Source organism: Pseudomonas sp. PIC25 (genome assembly GCF_002286785.1).
Lineage (GTDB): Bacteria > Pseudomonadota > Gammaproteobacteria > Pseudomonadales > Pseudomonadaceae > Pseudomonas_M.
In genome coordinates, this window is sequence record NZ_MUJY01000122.1 from 56,002 (window position 1) to 78,966 (window position 22,965).

20 protein-coding genes are annotated in these 22,965 nt (G+C 63.9%); 2 read left to right on the forward strand and 18 right to left on the reverse strand.

Annotated elements, in window-relative coordinates:
• The first annotated feature begins 2 nt into the window (after positions 1–2).
• Positions 3–911: a metal ABC transporter ATPase gene (locus BZL41_RS14840; RefSeq protein WP_095600004.1), complete on the forward strand. Its 909-nt coding sequence runs from the start codon at positions 3–5 to the stop codon at positions 909–911.
• 106 nt (positions 912–1,017) lie between these two features.
• On the opposite strand, the gene BZL41_RS14845 is transcribed toward BZL41_RS14840, so the two are convergent.
• The 4 genes from BZL41_RS14845 to msbA all read right to left on the reverse strand — a co-directional run bounded on the left by BZL41_RS14845 (position 1,018) and on the right by msbA (position 6,919).
• Positions 1,018–2,223: an acyl-CoA dehydrogenase family protein gene (locus BZL41_RS14845; protein ID WP_095600005.1), complete on the reverse strand. Its 1,206-nt coding sequence runs from the start codon at positions 2,221–2,223 to the stop codon at positions 1,018–1,020.
• An 11-nt stretch (positions 2,224–2,234) separates the two neighbouring features.
• The gene (locus BZL41_RS14850; protein ID WP_095600006.1) at positions 2,235–3,521 is read right to left on the reverse strand and encodes an acyl-CoA dehydrogenase family protein; all 1,287 of its coding nucleotides are present in this window, start codon (positions 3,519–3,521) and stop codon (positions 2,235–2,237) included.
• 116 nt (positions 3,522–3,637) lie between these two features.
• A complete protein-coding gene (gene hldE / locus BZL41_RS14855) occupies positions 3,638–5,059 on the reverse strand; it encodes a bifunctional D-glycero-beta-D-manno-heptose-7-phosphate kinase/D-glycero-beta-D-manno-heptose 1-phosphate adenylyltransferase HldE (protein WP_095600007.1) in 1,422 nt (473 codons plus the stop codon).
• 69 nt (positions 5,060–5,128) lie between these two features.
• Positions 5,129–6,919 (reverse strand): lipid A export permease/ATP-binding protein MsbA, encoded by a 1,791-nt coding sequence (msbA, locus tag BZL41_RS14860; protein WP_095600008.1) that lies wholly within the window; start codon positions 6,917–6,919, stop codon positions 5,129–5,131.
• A gap of 35 nt (positions 6,920–6,954) precedes the next feature.
• Here msbA and BZL41_RS14865 point away from each other — a divergent pair, with 35 nt between their 5' ends.
• Positions 6,955–7,578, forward strand: a complete 624-nt coding sequence (locus BZL41_RS14865) for a lipopolysaccharide kinase InaA family protein (RefSeq protein ID WP_095600009.1) — start codon at positions 6,955–6,957, stop codon at positions 7,576–7,578.
• Here BZL41_RS14865 and BZL41_RS14870 read toward each other — a convergent pair.
• The 14 genes from BZL41_RS14870 to BZL41_RS14935 all read right to left on the reverse strand — a co-directional run bounded on the left by BZL41_RS14870 (position 7,526) and on the right by BZL41_RS14935 (position 22,950).
• A complete protein-coding gene (locus tag BZL41_RS14870; RefSeq protein ID WP_143518096.1) occupies positions 7,526–8,389 on the reverse strand; it encodes a lipopolysaccharide core biosynthesis protein in 864 nt (287 codons plus the stop codon). The two genes, BZL41_RS14865 and BZL41_RS14870, sit on opposite strands and share 53 nt — an antisense overlap.
• A 49-nt stretch (positions 8,390–8,438) precedes the next feature.
• Positions 8,439–9,590, reverse strand: coding sequence for an O-antigen ligase (locus BZL41_RS14875; RefSeq protein WP_168191006.1), 1,152 nt, complete (start codon positions 9,588–9,590; stop codon positions 8,439–8,441).
• A 10-nt stretch (positions 9,591–9,600) separates the two neighbouring features.
• Positions 9,601–10,713, reverse strand: coding sequence for a capsular biosynthesis protein (locus BZL41_RS14880; RefSeq protein ID WP_095600012.1), 1,113 nt, complete (start codon positions 10,711–10,713; stop codon positions 9,601–9,603).
• A 27-nt stretch (positions 10,714–10,740) separates the two neighbouring features.
• Positions 10,741–12,000 (reverse strand): capsule biosynthesis protein, encoded by a 1,260-nt coding sequence (locus tag BZL41_RS14885; RefSeq protein ID WP_256578162.1) that lies wholly within the window; start codon positions 11,998–12,000, stop codon positions 10,741–10,743.
• A 50-nt stretch (positions 12,001–12,050) separates the two neighbouring features.
• Positions 12,051–13,181, reverse strand: coding sequence for a glycosyltransferase (locus BZL41_RS14890; protein WP_095600014.1), 1,131 nt, complete (start codon positions 13,179–13,181; stop codon positions 12,051–12,053).
• Positions 13,165–14,922 (reverse strand): carbamoyltransferase, encoded by a 1,758-nt coding sequence (locus BZL41_RS14895; protein ID WP_095600015.1) that lies wholly within the window; start codon positions 14,920–14,922, stop codon positions 13,165–13,167. Before BZL41_RS14895 ends, BZL41_RS14890 begins: the two co-directional genes overlap by 17 nt.
• Positions 14,923–14,934: 12 nt before the next feature.
• Positions 14,935–16,389, reverse strand: coding sequence for a lipopolysaccharide kinase InaA family protein (locus BZL41_RS14900; protein WP_095600016.1), 1,455 nt, complete (start codon positions 16,387–16,389; stop codon positions 14,935–14,937).
• Positions 16,386–17,138 carry a lipopolysaccharide kinase InaA family protein gene (locus BZL41_RS14905; RefSeq protein ID WP_095600017.1) on the reverse strand — a complete coding sequence of 251 codons (753 nt, stop codon included), beginning with the start codon at positions 17,136–17,138 and terminating at the stop codon, positions 16,386–16,388. Before BZL41_RS14905 ends, BZL41_RS14900 begins: the two co-directional genes overlap by 4 nt.
• Complete coding sequence (locus BZL41_RS14910; RefSeq protein ID WP_095600018.1) at positions 17,135–17,869, reverse strand: lipopolysaccharide kinase InaA family protein; 735 nt, start codon at positions 17,867–17,869, stop codon at positions 17,135–17,137. Before BZL41_RS14910 ends, BZL41_RS14905 begins: the two co-directional genes overlap by 4 nt.
• Complete coding sequence (rfaP, locus tag BZL41_RS14915) at positions 17,869–18,675, reverse strand: lipopolysaccharide core heptose(I) kinase RfaP (protein WP_095600019.1); 807 nt, start codon at positions 18,673–18,675, stop codon at positions 17,869–17,871. Before rfaP ends, BZL41_RS14910 begins: the two co-directional genes overlap by 1 nt.
• Positions 18,672–19,793 carry a glycosyltransferase family 4 protein gene (locus BZL41_RS14920; protein WP_095600020.1) on the reverse strand — a complete coding sequence of 374 codons (1,122 nt, stop codon included), beginning with the start codon at positions 19,791–19,793 and terminating at the stop codon, positions 18,672–18,674. Before BZL41_RS14920 ends, rfaP begins: the two co-directional genes overlap by 4 nt.
• 106 nt (positions 19,794–19,899) lie before the next feature.
• The gene (waaC, locus tag BZL41_RS14925; protein ID WP_095600021.1) at positions 19,900–20,898 is read right to left on the reverse strand and encodes a lipopolysaccharide heptosyltransferase I; all 999 of its coding nucleotides are present in this window, start codon (positions 20,896–20,898) and stop codon (positions 19,900–19,902) included.
• Entirely contained in the window at positions 20,899–21,942 is a 1,044-nt protein-coding gene (gene waaF / locus BZL41_RS14930; RefSeq protein ID WP_095600022.1) for a lipopolysaccharide heptosyltransferase II, read from the reverse strand. It lies immediately after the preceding gene.
• 84 nt (positions 21,943–22,026) lie between these two features.
• Entirely contained in the window at positions 22,027–22,950 is a 924-nt protein-coding gene (locus BZL41_RS14935) for a branched-chain amino acid transaminase (protein ID WP_095600023.1), read from the reverse strand.
• Between the last annotated feature and the right edge of the window lie 15 nt (positions 22,951–22,965).

The following is a 22,965-nucleotide window of genomic DNA, read 5'->3' on the forward strand; positions in this document are numbered from 1 at the left end:
ACATGTCGCGTACCCTTGCCCGCAAGGACCCCAGTGCCTTTAAGACCCTGCCGCTTTTCGTCGAGGCCAGCCCGGACGGGCTCAGCTACCAGAGCCTCGGCCGACCGCTGAACTTCGCCCAGATGCTGGAAAAGCGTCGGCCGATCGAAGTGAACGATCCTGACCGTTTCGCGGTGGAACTGGCCAACCTCGGTGTCTCGGTGCGCCTGACGCTGTCCTGGCAGGGTCGCGAGTATTGGCTGCTGGTGCGCCAACGCCGCCTCGACCGGGGCGACGTGGTGCTCAAGCTGATCTCCGGCTACGTCCCGGCCCACGAACTCAACCTGCCATTGCTGACCGCCATCCAGGAGGTCGCCGAGGAATGCCTGCTGGAAACCCCGGAAGGCTGGCTGGCCGGCCGCTTCGGCGACACCTGGCTGCCAACGCCCTACCAGGGCGCCCTGCGCTATCGCGAGGCCACGCACTTCCGCCTCAGCCCCCTGTCCGGTGCGGCGCGCCCGATACGCTGCGGCAACCTGACGCTGATGGAGCGCCCGCGCGCCTACGTGCATCAGCCCACCGCTTCGCTGCAGCTGGTCTACGACCTGCGCCTGGAGCTGCCGAAGGAGGCGCGTCAGCTTAGCCTCTTCCATGTCGACGAGCGCTTGGAAGACGGCCGGCTCATCGCCCGCCTCGAACGCAGCCGACCAGACCTGTACCTGATTCCCCTCGACCAGGGCCGCCCCACCGGCGAATTGCTCACCCTCAAGCGCGGCATGCTGGCACCGGCAGCGACCCGCGGCCTGTGGCTGGCAGAAAGCTTCGCCCCGCAGGATGGCTGGCTGGTACGCGACGAACGCATCCGCTGGAAGGACTGGCTGGTCCAGCAGAACCTGGCCCCGACAAAAAAAGCAGCGGCTGGCAGACGGTAAGTGCAGAGGCGAAGTCATTCGCCCGTCGGGGCCTCTCACATGGGCGAAATAAATTCGCCTCTACAGGGCATGGCGTGGGACCGCTTCCTCACGCCACGTGCCTTACTCACTTCAACTCACTGGAACTCTTGCCCAACTGCCGGCGAGCGACGATCAGCAACTGGATTTGCTGGGTGCCTTCGAAGATGTCGAGGATCTTCGAGTCGCGGGCCCACTTCTCCAGCAATTCGTCTTCGCCATAACCCAGGGCGCCGGCCAGCTCCACGCACTTGAGAGTGACTTCATTGGCCACCCGTCCGGCCTTAGCCTTGGCGATAGAGGCCTCCTTGGAGTTGGGTAACTTGTTGTCCGCCATCCAGGCCGCTTTGAGGGTAAGCAGCCGCGCCGCCTCCCACTCAGCTTCCAGGCGATACAGGGTTGCCTCGGCATGGCTGACTGACAACAACGGGCGGGCATAATCGAAACGGCAGGGTTTCTTCAGCAGTTCGCGGGTACGGTCCAGCGCCGCCTTGGCTACGCCCACCGCCATGCCAGCCACCAACGGGCGGGTGTTATCGAAGGTCTCCATGACCCCGGCGAAGCCCTTCTGCACGTCGATTTCCGGGTTGCCTAGCAGATTGGCAGCCGGCACGCGGCAATCGTTGAAGCTGATGGAGGCAGTGTCCGAGGCCTTGATCCCGAGTTTTTTCTCCAACCGGGTGACAGTCATCCCCGGCGTGCCCTTCTCCACCACGAAGGACTTGATCGCCGCCCGTCCCAGGCTGCGGTCCAGGGACGCCCAGACCACCACGGCATCGGCTCGCTCGCCGGAGGTGACGAAGATTTTCTCGCCGTTGAGCACGTAATGATCGCCATCCTTTACCGCCGTGGCGCGGATCGCCGCCGAGTCGGAGCCGCAACCCGGTTCGGTGATCGCCATGGCCGCCCAGGTGGAGCCGAAGCGCTGCAACTGCTCCTCGTTGGCCACCGCAGCGATGGCCGCATTACCCAGGCCCTGACGCGGCATGGCCAGGAGCAGGCCGACATCGCCCCAGCACAGCTCCATCACCCCCAGACAGGCGGACAGGTTGCCACCGTTGCGCACGCCCTCCTCCTGGGCCGTGCTCTTGCGCTTGCTCGCCGAGGTGGCACCGACCGCTTCCGGCGAACCGGCGTTCATGCCGTCTAGCAACGCCGCCAGCAGATCCAGCTCCTTCGGATAGGCGTGCTCGGCCTTGTCGTATTTGCGCGAGATCGGCCGGAAATAATTGGCCGCCACCTGATGTGCCTGGGTCACCAGGCCACGGAATTTCTTCGGGGTTTCCAGATTCATAGAAGCCTGCCTTAAAGGTGCACACCACCGGCCATCACAGCCAGGGCTCGGAGATCGCGGTACCAACGCTCGACCGGGTGCTCCTTGGTGAAGCCATGGCCGCCGAGCAGTTGCACCGCGTCAGTGCCGATCTTCATCGCCTTCTCGGTGCAGAGCAGGCGCGCCAGATAGGTTTCGCGCTGGAAATCCAGCCCCTGCTCGGCCCGCGCGCAGGCGCGCCAGACCATCAGGCGCATGGCATCCAGTTCAATGGCGATGTCCGCCACCATGAACGCCACACCCTGCCGATGGCTGATCGGCTCACCGAAGGCCATCCGCTCGTTACAGTAGGTGGTCACGTAATCCAGCGCCGCCTGGCCGGTACCCACGGCCAGCGCACACCAGGCCAACGCACAGTAGTCGACGAAGCGGCGGTAATCGAAATGCTCGGCCGCCAGGCGGCTCTCCGCCGGCACCTTCACGCCTTTCAGGCGAATGCGCGCCAGCCCCCCGGCCTTCAGCCCCATGGCTGGGTCGGCGCACCGCTCTATGCCTTTGGCGCCAGCATCGACAATGAACAAGGCGGGCCCCTGCTCGGCTTCGGCGGCAACGATCAGGTGGCTGGCCTCCAGACCGCGCAACACCAAGCACTTTTCGCCGGACAGCAGATAGCTGCCGCCCTTACGGCGGGCCTTGGTAGCCAGTTGCTGCGGATCGAACATCAGCGTTGGCTCACTCACCGCCAGGGCCATCAGCGGCGCTGTTTCCTCGCCGACGAAGGCCGGCAGCCAGCGTTCCTGCTGCTCCGCATTGCCCCAACGGCGAATGCAGTTGGCCGCGGATAGCGGCACCAGCAGCGCCGCGCCGAGGGACAGGTCGCCTTTGCCCAGGCACTCGGCGATCAAGGCGTTGGTTACGGTGGTGCGCTCACCGGCCATGCCGCCATGAACTTCGCCGACCCCATAGTAGGTCAGCCCCAGCTCCTGCACCTGATTGAGCAATTCGGCAGGGATCGACGCCGTCTCGTCGGCATCATGGGCTGCGGGACGCAGCACCTCGGCGGCAAAACCGTCGAGCATGTCCACCAGCATCCGCTGTTCGTCGGACAGCGACAGATCGAACAATGCATCCGGGTCGGGCTTTCGCGGAACCTTGCCTTGCTTGGCCGTTCGTTCGGCGGCCATACGGAAGCTGGCGCGGCTGCCGCTGTAGATGAGTTTCTCGAAGGGTTTACGCAGTTTGAGGCGGTCCGGCCAGTCGGCCTGGGCCACACGGTTGAGCATGGCCAGGGCGTGGCCTTGTACGTCGGTCATGGGCATCTCGTTCCCCGCAGGAGGCAGATGCCCAGATGATGCGTCCGTGGCCAAGGAGCGCCTATGACCGCTCCGCCACTTGCGTCTGGCAACCGGGCCAGTCGAGGTCCCGATACAGGCTCTTACTTCTGGCGAATCTTCTCGACAATGGCCGTAGTCGAGCTGTTCTCCACCAAGCCGAGCACCTTCACCGTACCGCCGTAAGCCTTGACGATCTCGGCTCCCACTACTTGGTCGATGCCGTAGTCGCCGCCCTTGACCAGCACGTCCGGCTTGACCTCGGCGAGCAGGCGCTCGGGGGTGTCTTCGCTGAAGCTCACCACCCAGTCCACCGCCCCGAGGCCGGCCAGTACAGCCATGCGCCGGTCGACGGAGTTGATCGGCCGGCCAGGGCCCTTCAGGCGGCTGACCGAACCATCGTCGTTGACCGCGACGATCAGCCGGTCACCCTGGGCGCGGGCCTGCTCCAGGTAAGTCACGTGTCCGGCATGGAGGATGTCGAAGCAGCCGTTGGTGAAGACGATCTTCTCGCCGTGGGCGCGAGCATCTTCGATGGTGGTGAGCAGTTGTTCGAGGCTCAGCACGCCACGCTCGGAGCCCTGCTCGCGCTGCACCGCCCGGCGCAGTTCCGGGGCACTGATAGCAGCAGTCCCCAGCTTGCCGACGACGATGCCGGCCGCCAGGTTGGCCAGGGCCACGGCCTGGGGCAGCTCTTCACCGGCAGCGATGGCGGCGGCCAGGGTGGAGATCACCGTGTCGCCTGCGCCGGTGACGTCGAACACTTCGCGGGCACGGGCCGGCAGGTGCAGCGCCGGATGGCCGGGACGCAGCAGGGTCATGCCGTGTTCGCCACGGGTGACCAGCAGCGCGCCGAGTTCCAGTTCGCGCATCAGCGCCGCGCCTTTGGCCACCAACTCGGCCTCGTCGGCACAACGGCCGACGATGGTCTCGAACTCGTTGAGATTGGGGGTAATCAGGCTGGCGCCACGATAAATGGAGAAATCCTTGCCCTTGGGATCGGCCAGCACCGGAATGCCGTGACGACGAGCTGCCTCGATCAGTACCTGATGGTTCTTCAGCGCACCTTTGCCGTAGTCGGACAGCACCAGCACCTTGACCCCGGCGAGCAGCCCGTCCACTTCGGCGGCCAGGGCGGCGGCGTCGGTGTCGAAGGCTTTCTCGAAGTCCAGGCGCAGCAGTTGCTGGTGGCGGCTCATGACCCGCAGCTTGACGATGGTCGGCTGGTCGTCGATGCGTTGGAAGCGCGCCTTGACTCCGGCGGCGGTCAGGCTGTTGCTCAGGCTTTCGGCCGCCTCGTCCTCACCGGTGACCCCGACCAGCACGGCCGGCGCACCCAGCGCGGCGATGTTCAACGCGACGTTGGCCGCGCCGCCCGGACGATCTTCGATCTGCTCGACCTTGACCACCGGTACCGGAGCCTCCGGAGAAATCCGCGAGGTACCGCCATGCCAGTAACGGTCGAGCATGACATCGCCCACCACCAGGACGGGGGCTTGGTCGAAACGGGGCATGGACAGCTTCATGGGTACTCCGGGCGGCGAAAAACGCCGCGGATCATAGCACAGGCGGTTTCGGGGCCGGCGCAGGCGGCGTCAGCCCTCCCGCGCCACCTCGGTGGTGGTATCCATATCCTCGAACTGCTTGGCGTGCAGACGGGCGTAGTAGCCATTGAGCGCCAGCAATTCGGCATGGGTGCCGCGCTCGACGATCTGTCCCTGGTCCATGACCAGAATCAGATCGGCCTTCTCGATGGTGCTCAGGCGGTGGGCGATGACCAGGGTCGTGCGCCCTTTCATGACGCGATCCAACGCACCCTGGATATGCCGCTCGGACTCGGTGTCGAGCGCCGACGTGGCCTCGTCGAGAATCAGCACCGGCGCGTTCTTCAGCAGCGCGCGGGCAATCGCCAGGCGCTGCCTCTGACCGCCGGAGAGCAGCACGCCGTTCTCACCGACCAGCGTTTCGTAGCCGTCCGGCATGCGCTCGATGAACTCGGCGGCGTAAGCGGCCTCGGCGGCTTCGCGGACGTCCTCCATCGGCGCGCCGGCCAGGTCGCCATAGGCGATGTTGTTGGTGACACTGTCGTTGAACAACGTGACCTGCTGAGTGACCAGCGCGACGTGCCGGCGCAGGTTACGCAGCCGATAATCCTCGACATCCACACCATCGAGCAGAATTTGCCCGGATTCATGATGGTAGAAGCGCGGGATCAGGCTCGCCAGGGTCGACTTGCCGCTGCCGGAGCGGCCGACCAGAGCCACCATCTGCCCCGGCTCGGCCGTGAAGCTGATGTTGTTCAGCACCTGCTTGTCGGTGTTCGGGTATTGGAAGCTCAAATCGCGCACTTCGAGACGTCCGCTGACCCGCTCGCGCTCCATGCTGCCGCGATCCACTTCCGGCTCCTGATCGAGCTGTTCGAAGATGCTCTCGGCGCCGGCCAAACCCTTCTGGATGGTCGCGCTGACTTCGGAGAGCTGGCGAATCGGCTTAGGCAAGAGACCGGCCGCAGTGATATAGGCGATCAGTTCGCCGGGCGAGGCGTCGCCGCGAAGATAGAGCACCAGGTACATCAGCAACGCCATGCCGATGTAGATGACCAGTTGCAGCAGCGGCGTATAGATCGACTGGGTGCGGGTCATACCCAGGCTCTTGTTCATATTGTCGGCGCTGGCCTTTTGGAAGCGCTTCTGCTCGTACTCCTCGCCGCCAAAGCTGCGCACCACCCGGTAGCCCTGGATGGTTTCCGACGCCACGTGGGTGACGTCGCCCATGGCTACCTGGATCTTCTTGCTCTGTTTGCGGAATTTCTTGCTGGCGCTGGTCACCAGCAGGGCGATGATCGGCAGGATCGCCAGCAGGACAAGAGTCAGCCGCCAGTTGCTGAACAGCAGGTAGCCGAACAGGAACACCACGGTCAGGCCCTCGCGGATCACCACCTTGATCGCATCGGTGGCGGCGCCGGTCACCATGGTCACGTTGTAGGTGATACGGGAAATCAGGTGACCCGAGTTGTGGTTGTCGAAATAGCGGTTGGGCAGGGTCAGCAGGTTGTCGAACAGTGCGCAACGCAGGTCATGCACCACGCCGCGTGCGACCTTGGCCAGGAAATAGTTGCCCAGGTACGAACCTATGCCTTGGTAGAGTGCAATGAGTACAATCAGCAGCGGCACGCCGTACACCAGCGGCACGCCGAGCAACATGGCGTTGTCGGGTGACTGCAGGCCGTCCAGGAAGTATTTCAGCATGTCAGCCAGCATTGGCTGGCTGGACGCGAACAGCAGGAAACCCAGGATACTGATCGCAAAGGCTCCCCAGTAAGGGAGAACGTATTTCAGCAAACGCAGATAGAGTTTGAGACTGGATTGCTGGGCAGATTCGGCCATTCGGCAAGCCTCGTACGACTGGCTAGAGAGACAAGATGCGGATTGTAACAGCGAACGAATTGCAAGGATGGCTCGATCAGGGAGAGGTACTGGAAAAGGACAGTCGAGGCCCCAAGGTCATCAAGCTCGCCGACGGCGACCTGCTGAAGATTTTCCGCAGCCGCCGCACCCTCATGGGCCGCTTGCGCCCGGATGCGCAACGCTTCGAAAAACATGCCCAGCACCTGCGCAAACTCGGTATCCGCACCCCCGACATCAACGCCTGTTACTGGATCGATCCCAGCCAGCGGATCAGCGCCTGCCTCTACCGACCACTGGAAGGAACTCCGCTGGACAAGCTGTTTCATCGGTCGCGTGAGGATTTCGACAAGCTGCTGCCCGAACTGGCGACCTACATCCGCAAGCTGCACCGGAGCGGCATCTACTTCCGTTCCCTGCACTTGGGCAACATCCTTCGCACGCCCGAAAACGATTTCGGCCTGATCGACTTCCTCGATATCCGCTTCAAGGGCCGCCCACTCGGCCGACTGCTGATCCGCCGGAATTTCCAGCATCTGCAGAGCTATTTGCAACGTCGCAAGGTGCAGGATTTTCCCTGGGAGCGACTTATGCGCTGCTATGAGGAAAGCTCAACATCGCATCCAACTGATCGAGGCTGATCTTCGGCACTACGCTGGACGGCAGACGACTGTCCAGCGACAGGTTGAAGACCTGGAAATCAGGATTGATCACCCTCTCGGCCAACAGTTGGAAGCTGGGTAGGATGTAATCCTCATAGTCTCCATCCAGGCGACTGGGTACGGCCTGTTCATTCTTCTCGTAGGACCGCCCTTTCTTTGAATCCAGGTCTACGCCCACCAGGAAGACCCGACTGAAGCCCAGATGGTAAGCGAGCTGGATGCCCGCGTAGGGAATGGTACGGCTGTTGAAATAGCCCTTGTCCAGATTGCGGCTGAAACCGATGCGGTTGGGTTTCTGCCGAAACCAGGAAAACCGACATTCGAAATCGGGATCGCGGCGGGCACGCCGGGAGAACTCGCGGTCGGATAATTCGCGGCCTGCCCTGTTCAAACGACCAGCCCGCGCCAGGCGATGAATCGACCGGGGTCCCAGGCTGTCGCCCGAAAGCCTTGCCAGTTCCGCAACGACTCGTTCGGAGAAAGCAACTTCATGGCTCCGACGCATCCCCTCCAGCAAGAGCGGCAGACGATTGCGCACGAAACTACTGTCATCACACAGATAAAACAACGGGGACAGCCCGGCTTCGGCGAACAGATGGATCGACCCATTCATCGCGAACATCGGATAGTTCGCGTAATGCGACAGGGGAAAATCCCGAGCGGATGGGCCCGAAGCGATGATGAACACCGCCCCGGTGCGGCTATTCCGGCATTCAGCAAAGGATTTCCAGCGTACATCGTCGAACGAGCGGGGTTCCCGTTCTCGTCCTGCGTCTGCATGACTTGGCATTCCAACCTCCTTGTCAGTCTCATATGAAACCTGTGTTACCCCGGCCTCGCTAGCCGGGTTTCGCAGAATCCTCTGCAAAGCCACCCGCGAGAGCCAGGCTCAGCCCCAGCGGCAGCCAAGTCAACAGCCAATCCGCACTAGGCTTCAACCAGGGGCCGAATCCATCGGTCAACAACGCCACTCCGGAGAAGACCCAGAGCGCAATCAGTGCCCGGCCCAGCTCATCCCGGTAATGCTGCAGCGCCCGCCAGCCTATCGCCGCCCACAGCGCCAACCAGAGCAGCAGCCCGCCCACTCCCAAACGCATGGCGACATTGAGGAACAAATTGTGCGGATGCTTGAAGGTCCGTCGCAATTCCTCAACCGGAATGTGGAATTCATTGAAGCCCATCCCGAACAACCAGTGCTCCTTCATCAGACGAACGCCACCGGACCATAAGGTGGGGCGATAGGACAGGCTGCGCTCCAGCAGCACGTCCGGCCAGACGAGCCAGACACCGGCCATGCCGAGCACCATCACGGCCAGCCCCGCCAGGATCAGACGGTTCCGACTCAACGCGGCCGTTACCAGCAGGCTGGCCGCCAGAGCCACCCAGACGCCACGGGTCTGGCCGAATCCCAGAAACAGCAGATAGCCGACCGCTGCGATCAGCATCGATGCCACTACCGGCCCACTCGATCGCGCAGGCGCCAAACACAACCCCAGCAAAGCCAACGCTCCGGCCGCGTGGGCTGCCATGATCGGCGTATCCCATATGCCCAGGGCGACCAAACGATCCGACCAGGGATGCCCCTGAACACCGTAGAACACCATCCAGGACAATGCCGCGCCCCAGCCGCCGGCCACACTGCTCCAGAACAGCAGCGACAGCAGGCGTGCCCGTCCGGCCTGTGCGACGGAGGCGATGGCGAGCAGTGTCAGCCCCACGTAGAACGGCAATTTGGCATTGCCGAAGTCTCCACCGCTCACCGCGATTACCAGCAGCGTCCAGGCCGAGAACAACAGAAAGATCACCATCTCGGGGCCTTTCATGCCCACCGGCAGCGCTCTGCGGGATAGCACCGACAGCAGGGCCGGCAGCCACAGCAGAACGCCGATTGCCTGGTGATAGAGCTTGTTGCTGGAGAGAATCCAGGGTGCACAGAGCAGCAGGACCAGCCCTGCCGACGTCCAGATCTCCCAGCGCCGCTGACAGGTCAAAGGCGTCCACTCATGACGACGCAAGCATGCGCTGCGCAACTTTGCGCAGGTGCGTCTGGTCTGCATCGCGCCAACTGCCGGGAATGCAGTACTCCTCCGCCATGTACAGGAAGAAATGCTGGCGCACCCGTTCGTCCAGCGACCAGTTCGGGAAGTCTTTCGCCAGTTGCAGTACCTCTTCCAAGGAGTCAGCGTGCGCCACCAAGCCTTCGATGTTGAAAAAGGCCTGCCCCAAGGTCATGACCGGCTTGCCGAGCAAAAGACTCTCCAGGCCGACCGTAGAGTTGAGCGTCACCACATACTGGCTGGCCTCGATCAGCGCCTGGGTGCTGTTGCCATTGGCGAACAGCACGCTCTTGCCCGCCCGCTCATGCAGGTCGGGATAGGTTTCGCGACTCGACGGATGCTCCTTGAACACCACGGGAATGCCGGAGGCCTGTGCCAATCGCTCACCGACCGCGAACAACTCGCGCATGCTCTTGATCCAGGGGGAGAACAGGCGGACCTGGGTATCGCGATCGTCCTGGAACGGAATGAAGATGAAGCGTTCGGGCAGCTCGATTTCCGGCAGCCCCGTCTGCCTCGGCTTGCGCGGCACCAGCTGCACGGCCTGCCTATCGCCCGGCTGGCCGCTGGACGAGCGGTAGTTCAGGAAAAACTCGGCATTCCGCGGAACCGAATTGAAATAATTCACCCCGCGCGGATCGAGGGTAGTGGTGTTAGGCAGCAGGCCGTTCTCGAAGAAAAAGGTCCGGGTGCCAGCCGGCAGTATGGCGCGCAACACTTGGCAGTAGCGGTGGGAGCCGTTCCACATCACCACCGCACCCGGCTTTTCCCGGTCCAGCAGGGCCACCGCGCGCAAGGCCATCACGCCCAGCTCCAGACGTACCAGCAGTCGATAGAGGCGTCCAGCGTACTTCCGCTTGACCAGGCGCTCCTGGCACTTTTCAGCAATCACTGCCGGCCAGTCGATTCGGCCGGCCACTCGAGACCATTGCCAAGGTCTCGGCAACGGCCATTGCATCGGCCCCACTACTTTGCCGCGCAGATCGGTCTCTTCGAGCAGACGACGGAAGTAAATCGTCTGGTGCTTGGCCAAGGAAAAGAAAAGAAAAGTCGTCATTGCTCGCTCCAAGCGCATCGCTGTTCCCTACCGGCAGTTGCCCGGCAGCTCACGGACGTCCGCCACCGACGCATCCAGCGCACCCGTCCGAAGGAGCGTTTCCAGAATCCGCACACTGTTCTCGAACCCTTTGGAGCCGTGGGCCAGATGGAATTCGACGAACTCACGGGAGCGCCGCACGTAATCGTCATAATGCTGCTCGATGTCCTGCAGGCGCGCTTCCAACTCGTCGGCGGTGGTCACGGTCTCACCGAAAAAACGCGGCTGGGAAAAGATGTCCCGGTCGTCACTGAGGTTGACCGGCACCACTGGGCGTCCCGCCAACGCCGCCTCGATCACCGCGTTGGACATCAGGTTCGCGACCACCGAGGCCTGCGCCAAGGCATCGGACAGCGAACAGTCCGCCGGCAATACCTGCAAGTTCGGAAGGTTTTCGCTCAATTGCTGCCAGAACGGCACCTGGCTGCGCGGGTGCCGCTTCACCAGAATCCGGTACTCGGGATGGCACCGGGCCCACTCGCCGAGCAGCGCATAGGTGCGCTGATAACCGGCTTCCTTCTCTTTGTCAGGACCGACGCCGAGCACCAGCAGAGCGCGCCACTGGGGGGCCGCCGGCGGTAGATCGTAGGCATCGTCGATCATGTGCGAGCCGGCCAGGACGACCTTGCAGCTTCCGAAACGCAGGGAGCGCTGAGCCAGGGCATCGAAGGAGCTCTGGCCGAAAATCAGGTAATAGTCGTAGTCGTTCATGCCCAGCTTGCGCGACCCTTCCACGGTGGTCGCATGGGCCAGGTGCACTAGCCGGCTCCCCCGCGCATTCAGCGCCAGCCGCAGGAACGGCGAATGCAGGCTACCGTTGCGGTCATTCAGCAGAATACGCGGCTGATAGCGCTCCACCAGCCACTGGGCATGCGCGGCATAGCCGAGGTAACGGAGCGGCACCTTCTCCGGTGGCCGGGCCAACAAGGCTTGGCGCAGGACCTCGCGCGGCGCCTCGATCGCTACTTCCTCCAGCCGATGGCCACGCTGACGCAGCGCCCCGATCAGCAGCTTCTTCCGTCGAAGAGCGATGACCTTGGGCGAGGCTTGTAGCAAGAGAAAATCGCAGGGAGTAGCGGAAGGGGATGCAGCCAGTATACGCGACCGGGCCTGCACGCCGAACATCAGGTCGACCAGCGCGTCGCGACCGTAGCGCAGGGCCGCGCCGAGCAAGCTGTGGCGTTCGCGCAGGAGGCGCCAGCGATAACGGTCCAGCGCCCTGGCCTTGCCCTTCCAGGCTCCTTCCATCGAACTCATCCCTGTGCTTCCGTCCACTGCGGCCCCATGCGTACTGCCCATCACTTCGCTTCGTTGAACGACGAAGGGAGGGGCAATTTCCAGAATTGGCGACGTACCGCCCCATCGGAGAAGTGCTCCTGCAAGCGCGCATCCATCGCCGCGACGCAGGCCCGACGCTGTCTGGGGTCCAGAGCACTGAGGTGGCCCAGGCCCTCCGCCAGCGCCATGTCGTCGCCCAGCGGGAAGAGGATGCCCAGCCCTTCCACCACTTCCCGGGCGCCGCCACAGGCCGTGGCGATCAGCGGTACGCCGGCCGCCATGGCTTCCAGCAGGACCATGCCGAAGGGTTCGTGGTCGGAACTCAGGGCAAAGATATCGAACGCCTTGAAATAGCGCCGCGCCTCCGGCACCTGGCCGAGGAACAGCACCTGCTGGGCGATGCCCAGTTCACGCGCCAAGTCCTTCAGTTCGTCTTCCAGACGGCCGCTGCCGAGAATCGCCAGCCTGGCGTTCTCCGGCAACTTGGGCAAAGCCGCAGCGAAACCGCGGAGCAGCGTGGCCTGGTCCTTATCCGGGTGCAGGCGGCCGACATTACCGACGATCCAGGCATCCTCCGGCAGACGAAGCTGCTGGCGGGCCGTTGCCCGGTCGACCTGCTGCGCACGCAGCGCCGCAACATCGACGCGGTTGTACAGCGTTTCGATACGCTCGACCGGCCAGTCGGGCAGGCATTGGCGGATGTCGTCGCGCACGGCATTGGACACGCCGAGCAGCGTCAGGCGCTTGCGGAACAATCTGGCGAACAGTCGACGAGGCAAGCGCTTGTATACACCGAAAGCATGGTGCACGCCGATGATCGGCAGATGGGTGGCCAGCGCAGCGATATACAGCGGCTTGAAACGATGCGCGATGCAGAAGCGGAAGTCTCGCGAACGGGCTATCTCGCGCAAATCGCGGATCGCGCCGAGCTTGAGGCCGCGTACTTCCTTCGAGCTGTAGTCGAGAAACAGCACCTCGTCGGATGCGCAGCCGGCAGCCACGTCCGGATCGGGCGCCCCGGTGAGGAACACCGTGGTCACCCGGTAGCCGCTACCCTCGAACAGACTGGCGTATTGACGGGCACAGTCGAGGAACGGCCCGTCATAGCCGTGGCAAAACTGCAGAACACGGGGCTCAGCTGACCGAGTCATACCAGTCCATACCCTCTTTGACGACCAGGATGTTTTCCATGATCAGATAGCGAAGGTCGGAGCCGTAGAACATGTTCAGGGCATCGGTGGGAGAGCAGACCATCGGCTCGCCACGGCGGTTCAGTGAAGTGTTGAGCGACACACCGTTGCCCGTCAGCTTCTCCAGCTCGACCATGAGATCGTACCAGCGTGGGTTGTACTCGCGTTCGAGCACCTGGGCACGGGAGGTACCGTCCTCGTGGACGACCTCTCCGACACGCTCTTTCCACTCTTCGTTCACTTCGAAGGTAAAGGTCATGAACGGGCTCGGATGGTCCACCTTGAGCATTTTCGGCGCCACGGTATCGAGCATCGACGGGCAGAAGGGTCTCCAGCGCTCGCGGAACTTGATCTGCTCGTTGATCCGGTCGGCCACGCCCGGCACGCTGGGGCAGCCGATGATGGAACGGCCGCCGAGGGCACGCGGGCCGAATTCCATGCGGCCTTGGAACCAGGCCACCGGGTTACCGTCGACCATGACTTTGGCGATGCGCTTCTCGACGTCGTCGATCTTCTTCCACGCCGGCGCGTTGGGATGGCGGGCGCAGGCTGCAATGATGTCTTCGTTGCTGTAGGACGGGCCGAGATAGACGTGTTCCATCTTCTCCACCGGTACGCCGCGCTGGTGCGAGACATAAGCCGCCGCGCCGACCGAGGTGCCGGCGTCGCCAGAAGCGGGCTGGACGAACAGCTCCTTCACTTCCGGGCGGGCGATGATCTTCTGGTTCAGCTTGACGTTGAGCGCACAGCCGCCGGCGAAGGCGATGCGACCGGTTTCCCGGATGATGTCGCCCAGGTAGTAGTCCATCATCTCCAGTGCCAGCTTTTCGAACAGCGCCTGCATGCTGGCGGCGTAATGGATGTAGGGGTCATCGGCGATGTCGCCTTCGCGCTTGGGTCCCAGCCACTCGATCAGCTTGGGCGAGAAGTAATAGCCCTTGCCCTTTTCCTTGTAACGGCGGAAGCCGATGACGTTGGCGTAATCGGTGTTGATGATCAGCTCGCCGTTCTCGAATGTCGCCAGGCGGGAGAAATCGTACTTGGCCGCATCGCCGTAAGGCGCCATGCCCATCACCTTGAATTCGCCGTCGAGCATCTCGAAGCCGAGGTACTCGGTGATCGCGCCGTACAGGCCGCCGAGGGAATCCGGGTCGTAGAATTCCTTGATCTTGTGAATCCTGCCGTTCTCGCCCCAACCGAAGAAGGTGGTGGCGTACTCACCCTTGCCGTCGATGCCCATGATCGCGGTCTTCTCGGTGAAGCCGGAGCAATGATAGGCGCTGGAGGCATGCGCCAGGTGGTGCTCGACCGGCTGGATCTTGATCTTCTTCAGATCGAAACCAAGCTGCTGCAGGCACCACTGGATGCGTTTCTTGTAGCGGTAATAGCGGCGGTTGCCCATGAGGATCGCATCGAGGGCGCGGTCCGGGGCGTACCAGTAGCGCTTGGCGTAATGCCAGCGTGCTTTCTCGAAGATGCTGATGGGGGCGAAGGGAATCGCCACCACGTCGACATCGGACGGTTTGATACCGGCTTGTTCCAGGCAGAACTTGGCCGATTCGTAAGGCATGCGATTCTTCGCGTGCTTGTCGCGCACGAAGCGCTCTTCTTCGGCGGCGGCGATCAGCTTGCCGTCGATGTACAGGGCGGCGGAAGGATCATGGCTCAGCGCGCCGGAAAGGCCGAGAATCGTCAATGCCACAGGTAAAGCCTCTTAGTCTTCGGTGCGGGCGTCAGGCGCCTGCGGTAAACGTTGGTCCAGCAACCGATACAGCGCCGAGTCGGCCGGCCAGTTGCGCAGAAAACGGGCGCGGTCCCTGGCATAGGCACGGGCGAAACGTGCCAGGCTGCGATGCTGCCGCACGGCGTCGAGATCGATCAGCAGCCAGCGACCGTTGTCCCAGAACAGGTTGTGCCCCTTCAAATCGCCGTGGCTGATGCGTTCGCGCAGCAAGGCGGCGAACAGGCGATCCAGCGCCAACAGCTCTTCTTCCGGCGGCGAACCGGTCAGGTACGGCTGAAAACGCGCGATTATATCTTGCCCGGCGGCATATTCGGTAATCAGCCAGGCGCGGCCACGTAACCAGCACCAGCGATTCTCGATCACCGCCAGGGGTTTTGGCGTGGAAATGCCGAGGAAATCCAGGCGGTTGCCCTCAACCCAACTGTGCCAGGCACGGCTCGGACGCCAGAAGCGCTTCAGCCAATGGCCGACCCCCTTGATGTTGTAGCGCTTGATGACCAGCTTCCGGCCATCCCGCTCCGCGCCTGCTACCGTGGCGGTGCCGCCGTTCTTGTAGAGAGGTCCCTGGACGATCGCCGCATCGGGGTCATCCAGCAGAGGATCCAGGGTCGCCGCGACGTCGCGCCGGACCACACGCAGGCCGAACGCACCGATCCTAGTGCTGAACAGGCTGCAATCGCGGGCAATCTTGCCCAGGTAGTCGCGCAGGCGCCAACGCCGCACCTTGGCCACTTCCTTGAGCAATGCCTCCAGCGGCAGGGCATGTTCGCCATTGGCGAGCAGGTAGTAGACCAGCAGCTCCTCGGTGAATGGCTCCAGGCTGGCCGGCAGCTGGGCGAAGAACACGCCGAGATTTTCCAGCACCCGCGCCCGCGACAACGGCTGGCCCGGAGTTTCCGCCTGCACCGCGCCGCCATCGATCAGATACAACTGACCGTTGTGACGCAGCAGGTTGTCCAAATGCAGGTCGGCCTGCCAGAGCCCCTTGGCATGCAGACCGGCGATGGCCGCCAGGGCTTCGCCGAGTACCGCTGTCTGGGCCTCGGACAACGGCGACTCACCTTCCAACGAGCGCCAGGCATCCCACAGGCTTTCGGCGCCCTCAAGGTAATCGAACAACAGCCAGCCGCCCTCACCTTCGGCCAAGCCGTCGACCAGCAGCAGCGGCGTGGTCAGTTGTTGCTCGGCCAGCAAACGCGCGCCGTTCAGCTCGCGCTGAAAGTGCCGCGCCGCCCGGTCGCCGACCAGCAACTTGGCCAGCACCTTCCGTCCACGCCATGCGCCGACGCCGACATAACGCTGGCCCGGCAGGACCCGCAGCAACCGCTCCATGCTCAAGGTCGCCATCCCGGCGGCATCGGCCAGCTCGACGCTGAACGGCAGCGCCGGTGTCCGCCCGGCACGGGAGAGTTCATGCAGTTTCATCGACGTGCCTCCTTCTGCCGCTGTCGCTTCGACAAACGCTGGCTCCAGCCATCCACAGCCTGCCGGTCCGGCAGATAGGCCGTCAGGAACTCCTGCACATCCGCTTCGCTCCAGGCATTCGAACGGCGCACCAGCGGCTCCAGATCCTTGATCCGGTCACGCTGGCCGAACAGGATCGGACGGGTCTTTTCGAGATCGATCAGGCAAGCCTCGAACACCCCGTCGCGTTCGCGCAGGAAAATGTGCTTGGGGTAGAAGCAGCCGTGGATTTGCCCCGCTTCGTGCAGGCGCCTGGCCAATCCGCCACAGGCATGCAGGATTGCCGTGCGTCGTTCCGTGTCGAGGGTAGTCCAGGTGGCAAGCCAGCCGTCCAGGTCGCGCCAGTCGTCGAGCGCGCGGGTCAGAAGGATCGCCCGCTGCTCGCCGGGCACCCGGCGCATGCCGAAGAATGCGGCCTGCAGGGCGGGGATGCCCAGCTCCCGGTACCGCCGGATATTGCGGAACTCGCGGGCGAAGGTCGGCTCGCCGAAGGGATGCGCCAAGTTTCGGGTGAGATGGTTGTTCTGCCGCTTGAGGTAGTAAGCGGCACCGTCGAGCTCCAGGCGGAACACGCTGCTCCAGCCGCCGCGCTCGGTATTTGGCGTATCCACCGCCTCCAGCCGCAATTGCCAGAGGGCATCGAAATCATCCAGGCCATTGACGCGCAGCTGCGCGCGATCTTCCTCGGCGATGAAATCCTCGTCCTTCATTCCCGCCCCTCGAAAAAAGCCAGGATGCGTGCGATACGGCGTTTATCGCAGACGCTCAGGCGCTCGCGACCACGGTATTGCAGGTAGAAACGAAGGCGCTGGGTGCGCGATAGCTGGTACTTGGCGACTTTATCCAAGCAGGCGAGGTCCTTGATGACCCGGTGGTGCAGCAGAGGCCCCCGCCAGAAAGCGCCGGTCGGGCAGTCGATGAGAAACAACTCACCCTCTTCGTTGACCAGGAGGTTGCGCCACTTCAGGTCGTTGTGGGCGAAGTGGTGGTCATGCAGCGTCCGAGTAGCCCGCGCCAGTTGCCGGCTGATGCCGTCGACCCAACGGGGCTCGGCCAGACGGGGATCGCGCCGCTTGGCGAGCAGTGCGAGGTCTTCGGTGCCACCCAGCTCACGGGTGATCAGCGCCCCTCGCACGAAAGCACCCAGCTTCCGCTCCAAGCCCCAGGCAACGATGGGGGCGGTAGGCACGCCCCATTTGCGGAAACATTGCAGGTTCTGCCATTCGGCTTTCACCCGCGGACGGCCAAGATAGCGGCGCAATCCCTTTCCGGCACCCCAGTAGCGCTTGACGTAGTAGCGCACGCCGTCGCGCTCGATGCGGATCACTTCCGAGAGAGGATCCTTGGTCAGCCGCTCTCCCGTCAGGGCGAACACCGCGTCGAGACTACCGAAATCCTTGGCCAGCCCGGCATAGGCCGGGTCGAGATTCCAACCCGCCATCAAAGCGCATCCCCGTAACGTTGCTTACGCGCGTACAGCTTGGCGGCCTTGCGTTCCAGCCGCGCCAGCAAGGGGGCCTCTTCGGCGAGGATATGCCGCGGCGGGCGCTGAAAGTAGCCGGCCAGGAAACGCAGCTTGTCGCGGCGGGTCAGGCCGATCTCCAGCGCCGAGTAGTACAGCGCGGCCAGATCCTTGTCGCGCCAGCGACGCGGCGTGGCGGCACGGGTCTGGGCGCGGTGCAGATCGATCACGGAAATCCGGAAGTCATCGGCACGCACCGGTTTATCGGTGTGCAACAGGAAATGGCAGATATAGCAGTCGCGATGGTTCACTCCCGCGCGGTGCATGGTACCGACCATCCGCGCCATCTCGGCGATCAGCGCCCATTTCAGGCGTGGCTCCGGCGGACGGCTCGGCCAGTCGCGGCAGTAATCCTCCAGGCTGATAGTCGGCGCCAGCTCCTCGGTAACGATGAACGAGTGCTGCGCGGCGGGGTTGCTGCCACGCTCGCCGTAGGCCACCGCCGTCATAGTCGGCACGCCGATCTGCTCCAACCGCCGGATCGCTGCCCACTCCTGTCCGGCACCGAGCACGGGCAGCTTGGCGCTGAGCAGGTTCTTGGCGATCTCGCCCCAACCGATGCCCCGGTGAATCTTGACGAAATAACCGCGACCGGCGACTTCGGTGCGCAGGGTCCGGCGGCCTTCCAGCTCGCGATAGACCTGCCCCTCGAGACGCTCCACTTCGACGAAGGGGTCGCGTCCGGCCCAGAGGCTCTTGAACGGCTCGGCCAGCATCAACTTCATGGGCGCTCCGCCAGGATCACATCGGCCGCTCGTTGCGGCATGCTGTAGAGGTCGGCCTCGTCGGCGTAGGCCAGGCCGTTGCGGTGCCAGAACGCCCGCTGGCGCGCGTCGGCCAGCATGTCGGCGAGCATGCGGTTGAGGCGCTCCTGCTCGAACGGGCTCGGCACCACCCGGCCGCAATCGGCCTCGGCGATGTAATGGGCATAACCGCAGATATCGGTAACCAGCACCGGCAGCCCGGCAACCAGGGCCTCCAAGAGCACGGTGCCAGTGTTCTCGTTGTAGGCCGGATGAATCAGCAGATCGGCTCCCAGCAGGAAACGCGGGATATCGCTGCGCCCCTTGAGGATGCGCACCTGATCGGAAATCCCCAACGCCTTGACCTGCAGCTGGAAGGGTTTGGGATCGTCCTGGCCGATGACGATCAGCCGGGTGCGTTTCTTCAGCTCGCGCGGCAGGGACGCGACCGCCTTCAGCGTGCGGTCCAGGCCCTTGGTCTTGAAGCCGGAACCGATCTGCACCAGCAGGAGCTGGTCGTCGCCCAGTTCGAATTCTCGACGGAACTCGACACGGATTTCCGCCGCATTCGGCGGTGCCCGGCGGTCCTGGGCGATGCCCGGTGGCAGCAGGTGGAAGCGTTGCCGGGGCGTGTGGTAGTGCTTGATGAACAACGGCTGCTGCACCTCGGAGATCATCAGGATTTCGGTCCTGGCCTCCGGCGCGAACACCGCCCGCTCGTAGTCGGCGAAATGCTTGTAGCGCCCCCACTTGCGATACAGCGGGTTGCGCAGGGTTTGTGCCTTTTCCTCGAAACAGGGATCGGCGGCGTAGTAGACGTCCAGCCCCGGCATCTTGTTGAAGCCAATCACCCGACCCACCGGCCGCTGCGCCAGGTCAGCCTGCACCCAGGCGGTGAATTTCTCATTGCGCCGGTGGTTGAACAGCGCCTTCACCGGCGCCACCCGTACCTCGAAACCGTCCGGCACATCGCCTTCCCAGATCATGGTGTAGACGCGGATGGCGTGGCCGCGCCGCTGGCACTCCAGGGCAATGCGCATGAAATCGCGCTGCAGGCCGCCGAACGGAAAGTACTTATAGAGGATGAAAGCTAATTGCATGAGACCGCCCCGCTGCGCAGGTCCGTCGATTGGCGTCGCGCACGCCGCTGCCCGATCAAGGGCATTTCAGCGAGCAACCTAGCAGCACTTGATAAACCCTGCACCCTCACGGCGCCTCGCTCAACAGCAAGGCTTCCAGCTCGGTGGCGACACGCTCCGCAGGCAGGTCATCGAAGCAAGGCTTGTGGCGATCGCCGCTACCGGCGTGCGGACCGCTGGCGCACAGATGAACCTGAGAACGGCCGTAGGCACCCACCCGCTCGGGCCGGGTCGGGCCGTAGAGCGATAGCGTCGGCACGTCCAGCGCCGCCGCCAGATGACCGAGACCGGTATCCACCGCCACGCAGGCCCGCGCCCCGGCGATGACCTTGGCTACCCCGGCGAGGTTGAGACGAGGCAGCACGGCGGCGTTGTCCAAACCGGCGACGATGCGCTCGGCACGCGTCTTTTCAGTGTCGTTACCCCATGGGAGGCGGATCGCCCACCCGAGTTCGCTCATGCGCTCGGCCAACTGGCGCCAATTGGCTTCCGGCCAGTGCTTGCTCGGCCAGGTGGTGCCATGCAGGAACAGCAGATAGGGTTGCGCCGACGGATCGGCCAGTTGCGTCCGGTCCAGACCGTAATCGCCGATACCGTCCGGCAGCGGGTAGTCCAGCGCCTGGGCGAACAACTGGCGCACCCGCTCCAGGGCATGCTGTTCGCGCGGCACCCGATAGGTCCGATCATAGAAACGGCAGGCCAGCGGCTCGCGGGCGGACTCGCGGTCGAGCCCAGCCACCGGGGCCTTGACGTAACGGGTCAGCCAGGCGCTCTTCAGCAGGCCCTGGGCGTCGATCACCAGATCGTATTTCGTCTCGCGCAGGCGCTGCTTGAAACGCCGCCACTCGCCGTTGCGCAGGGTTTGCCAGAGGTTCTTGCGCCAGCGGCGGATCGCCACCGGAATCACCCGTGCCACTGCCGGGTGCCAGGCGGGAATCTCGGCGAAACCCTCCTCCACCACCCAGTCGAACTGGATGCCGGGGATCGCTCGCGCAGCGTCGGTCAGCGCCGGCAAGGTATGAATGACATCGCCCAAGGAGGACGTCTTGATCAGCAATACCCGCACTTACTCGACCTCAATGGGTTCGGCAGGGTCGCCCACCAGGCGGTCCAGCGCATCGATCACCGCCCGCGGCCTCAGCTCGCGCAGGCAGTTGTAATGACCGAAACGGCAGGTGCGGTCGAAACAGGGGCTGCAATCCAGGCCCAGGCGGACGACTTCCACCTGTTCGGCCAGCGGCGGCGTGAACTGCGGCGACGTAGAGCCGTAGACGGCTACCAGCGGGCGGTTCAGCGCGGCGGCCACATGCATCAGGCCGGAATCGTTGGACACTACCGCCGAGGCGCAGGACATCAGGTCGATAGCCTCGGCGAGGGTGGTATCGCCGGCGAGGTTGATCGCCTCTTCGCGCAGACCGGGAATCAGCCGGGCACGGATTTCCTCGCCCACCGCTCGGTCGTTCTTCGAGCCGAACAGCCAAACCTGCCAGCCGGCGCGGATCTTCACTTCGGCGACCTTGGCGTAGTGCTCCACCGGCCAGCGCTTGGCCTCGCCGAACTCGGCGCCCGGGCAGAGGGCCAACACCGGACGGTCCAGGGTCTGACCGAACTTGGCCAGCGCCGCGTCGCGGCTGGTCGGATCGATGCGCAGCGCCGGCCGCGGATACGGCTTGGGCAGCTCGGCGCCCGGCTCGTAGGCCAGCGCCATGAAGCGCTCGATCATCAGCGGATAGCGCGCCTTGTCCAGCTTGCGGATGTCGTTGAGCAGGCCGAAACGCATCTCTCCGCGCCAGCCGGTGCGTTTGGGAATGCCGGCGAAGAACGGCACCAGCGCCGACTTCAGCGAATTGGGCAGGAGGATCGCCTGATCGTAACGGCCGCGCAGCGACTGGCCGAGCGAGCGACGGGTCGCCACGTCCAGCACGCCATGGCCGAGCGGGAAACTCAGCGCCTCACGCACTTCGGGCATGCGCTCGAGGATCGGCCGGCTCCACTCGGGGGCGAGCACGTCGATCTCACAGTCGGGATGGCGCTGTTTCAGGCAGGTGAACAGCGTCTGCGCCATCACCATGTCGCCGACCCAACTGGGACCGATGATTAGTATCTTCATAAGGGCAGCTTCAAGCGGCGAACCTCGAGCTACAAGCCGCAAGGGCATCAAAGCGCTTGCAGCTTGCGGCCAGTGGCTTACGGCTTATTTGACCAGGGTGCGCCACTCGGCGTGGGCGGAGGTCTGGCCGGTCACCAAGTCGAAGTAGGCCTTCTGCAGCTTCTCGGTCACCGGGCCACGGCGGCCGGCACCGATCTGGCGGCCGTCGACTTCACGGATCGGGGTCACTTCGGCGGCGGTACCGGTGAAGAACGCCTCGTCGGCGATGTACACCTCGTCGCGAGTGATGCGCTTCTCGACCAGCTTGATGCCCAGCTCGTCGGCCAGACGCAGCACCGTGTTACGGGTGATGCCGTTCAGGCAGGCGGTGACTTCCGGGGTGTAGACCACACCGTCCTTGACGATGAATACGTTCTCGCCGGAGCCCTCGGCCACATAGCCTTCCGGGTCCAGCAGCAGCGCTTCGTCGGCGCCGGCGGACAGGGCCTCCTGCAGCGCCAGCATGGAGTTGATGTAGTGACCGTTGGCCTTGGCGCGGGTCATGGAGATGTTCACGTGGTGACGGGTGAAAGAACTGGTGCGCGCCTTGATGCCGACCTGCAGGGCTTCGTCGCCCATGTAGGCGCCCCAGTTCCAGGCGGCGACGATCACATGGACCTTCAGGCCGGTGGCGCGCAGCCCCATGCCTTCCGATCCGTAGAACACCATCGGGCGCAGGTAGGCGCTTTCCAGGTTGTTCTCGCGGACGGCAGCGCGCTGCGCCTCGTTGATCTGGTCCTTGGAGAAGGGAATCTTCATGCCCATGATGTGGGCGGAATCGAACAGCCGGTCGGTGTGCGCCTGCAGACGGAAGATCGCCGTGCCCTGCGGAGTGTTGTAGGCACGCACGCCCTCGAACACGCCCATGCCATAGTGCAGGGTATGGGTCAGCACGTGGGTGGTGGCGTTGCGCCACGGCACCAGTTCGCCGTCATACCAGATCACGCCATCACGATCGGCCATCGACATAGTTGCCAGCTCCTC

Excerpts from the sequence above, each read along its gene's own strand:
- BZL41_RS14870 (WP_143518096.1), bottom strand. The coding sequence starts at position 8,389 with ATGCCAAGTCATGCAGACGCAGGACGAGAACGGGAACCCCGCTCGTTC.
- BZL41_RS14885 (WP_256578162.1), bottom strand. The coding sequence starts at position 12,000 with ATGGAAGGAGCCTGGAAGGGCAAGGCCAGGGCGCTGGACCGTTATCGC.
- BZL41_RS14880 (WP_095600012.1), bottom strand. The coding sequence starts at position 10,713 with ATGACGACTTTTCTTTTCTTTTCCTTGGCCAAGCACCAGACGATTTAC.
- BZL41_RS14920 (WP_095600020.1), bottom strand. The coding sequence starts at position 19,793 with ATGCAATTAGCTTTCATCCTCTATAAGTACTTTCCGTTCGGCGGCCTG.
- msbA (WP_095600008.1), bottom strand. The coding sequence starts at position 6,919 with ATGGCCGAATCTGCCCAGCAATCCAGTCTCAAACTCTATCTGCGTTTG.
- BZL41_RS14865 (WP_095600009.1), top strand. The coding sequence starts at position 6,955 with ATGCGGATTGTAACAGCGAACGAATTGCAAGGATGGCTCGATCAGGGA.
- BZL41_RS14905 (WP_095600017.1), bottom strand. The coding sequence starts at position 17,138 with ATGAAGGACGAGGATTTCATCGCCGAGGAAGATCGCGCGCAGCTGCGC.
- BZL41_RS14890 (WP_095600014.1), bottom strand. The coding sequence starts at position 13,181 with ATGACTCGGTCAGCTGAGCCCCGTGTTCTGCAGTTTTGCCACGGCTAT.
- BZL41_RS14850 (WP_095600006.1), bottom strand. The coding sequence starts at position 3,521 with ATGCCCATGACCGACGTACAAGGCCACGCCCTGGCCATGCTCAACCGT.
- hldE (WP_095600007.1), bottom strand. The coding sequence starts at position 5,059 with ATGAAGCTGTCCATGCCCCGTTTCGACCAAGCCCCCGTCCTGGTGGTG.
- BZL41_RS14910 (WP_095600018.1), bottom strand. The coding sequence starts at position 17,869 with ATGGCGGGTTGGAATCTCGACCCGGCCTATGCCGGGCTGGCCAAGGAT.
- BZL41_RS14900 (WP_095600016.1), bottom strand. The coding sequence starts at position 16,389 with ATGAAACTGCATGAACTCTCCCGTGCCGGGCGGACACCGGCGCTGCCG.
- BZL41_RS14935 (WP_095600023.1), bottom strand. The coding sequence starts at position 22,950 with ATGTCGATGGCCGATCGTGATGGCGTGATCTGGTATGACGGCGAACTG.
- rfaP (WP_095600019.1), bottom strand. The coding sequence starts at position 18,675 with ATGAAGTTGATGCTGGCCGAGCCGTTCAAGAGCCTCTGGGCCGGACGC.
- BZL41_RS14840 (WP_095600004.1), top strand. The coding sequence starts at position 3 with ATGTCGCGTACCCTTGCCCGCAAGGACCCCAGTGCCTTTAAGACCCTG.
- waaF (WP_095600022.1), bottom strand. The coding sequence starts at position 21,942 with ATGAAGATACTAATCATCGGTCCCAGTTGGGTCGGCGACATGGTGATG.
- BZL41_RS14845 (WP_095600005.1), bottom strand. The coding sequence starts at position 2,223 with ATGAATCTGGAAACCCCGAAGAAATTCCGTGGCCTGGTGACCCAGGCA.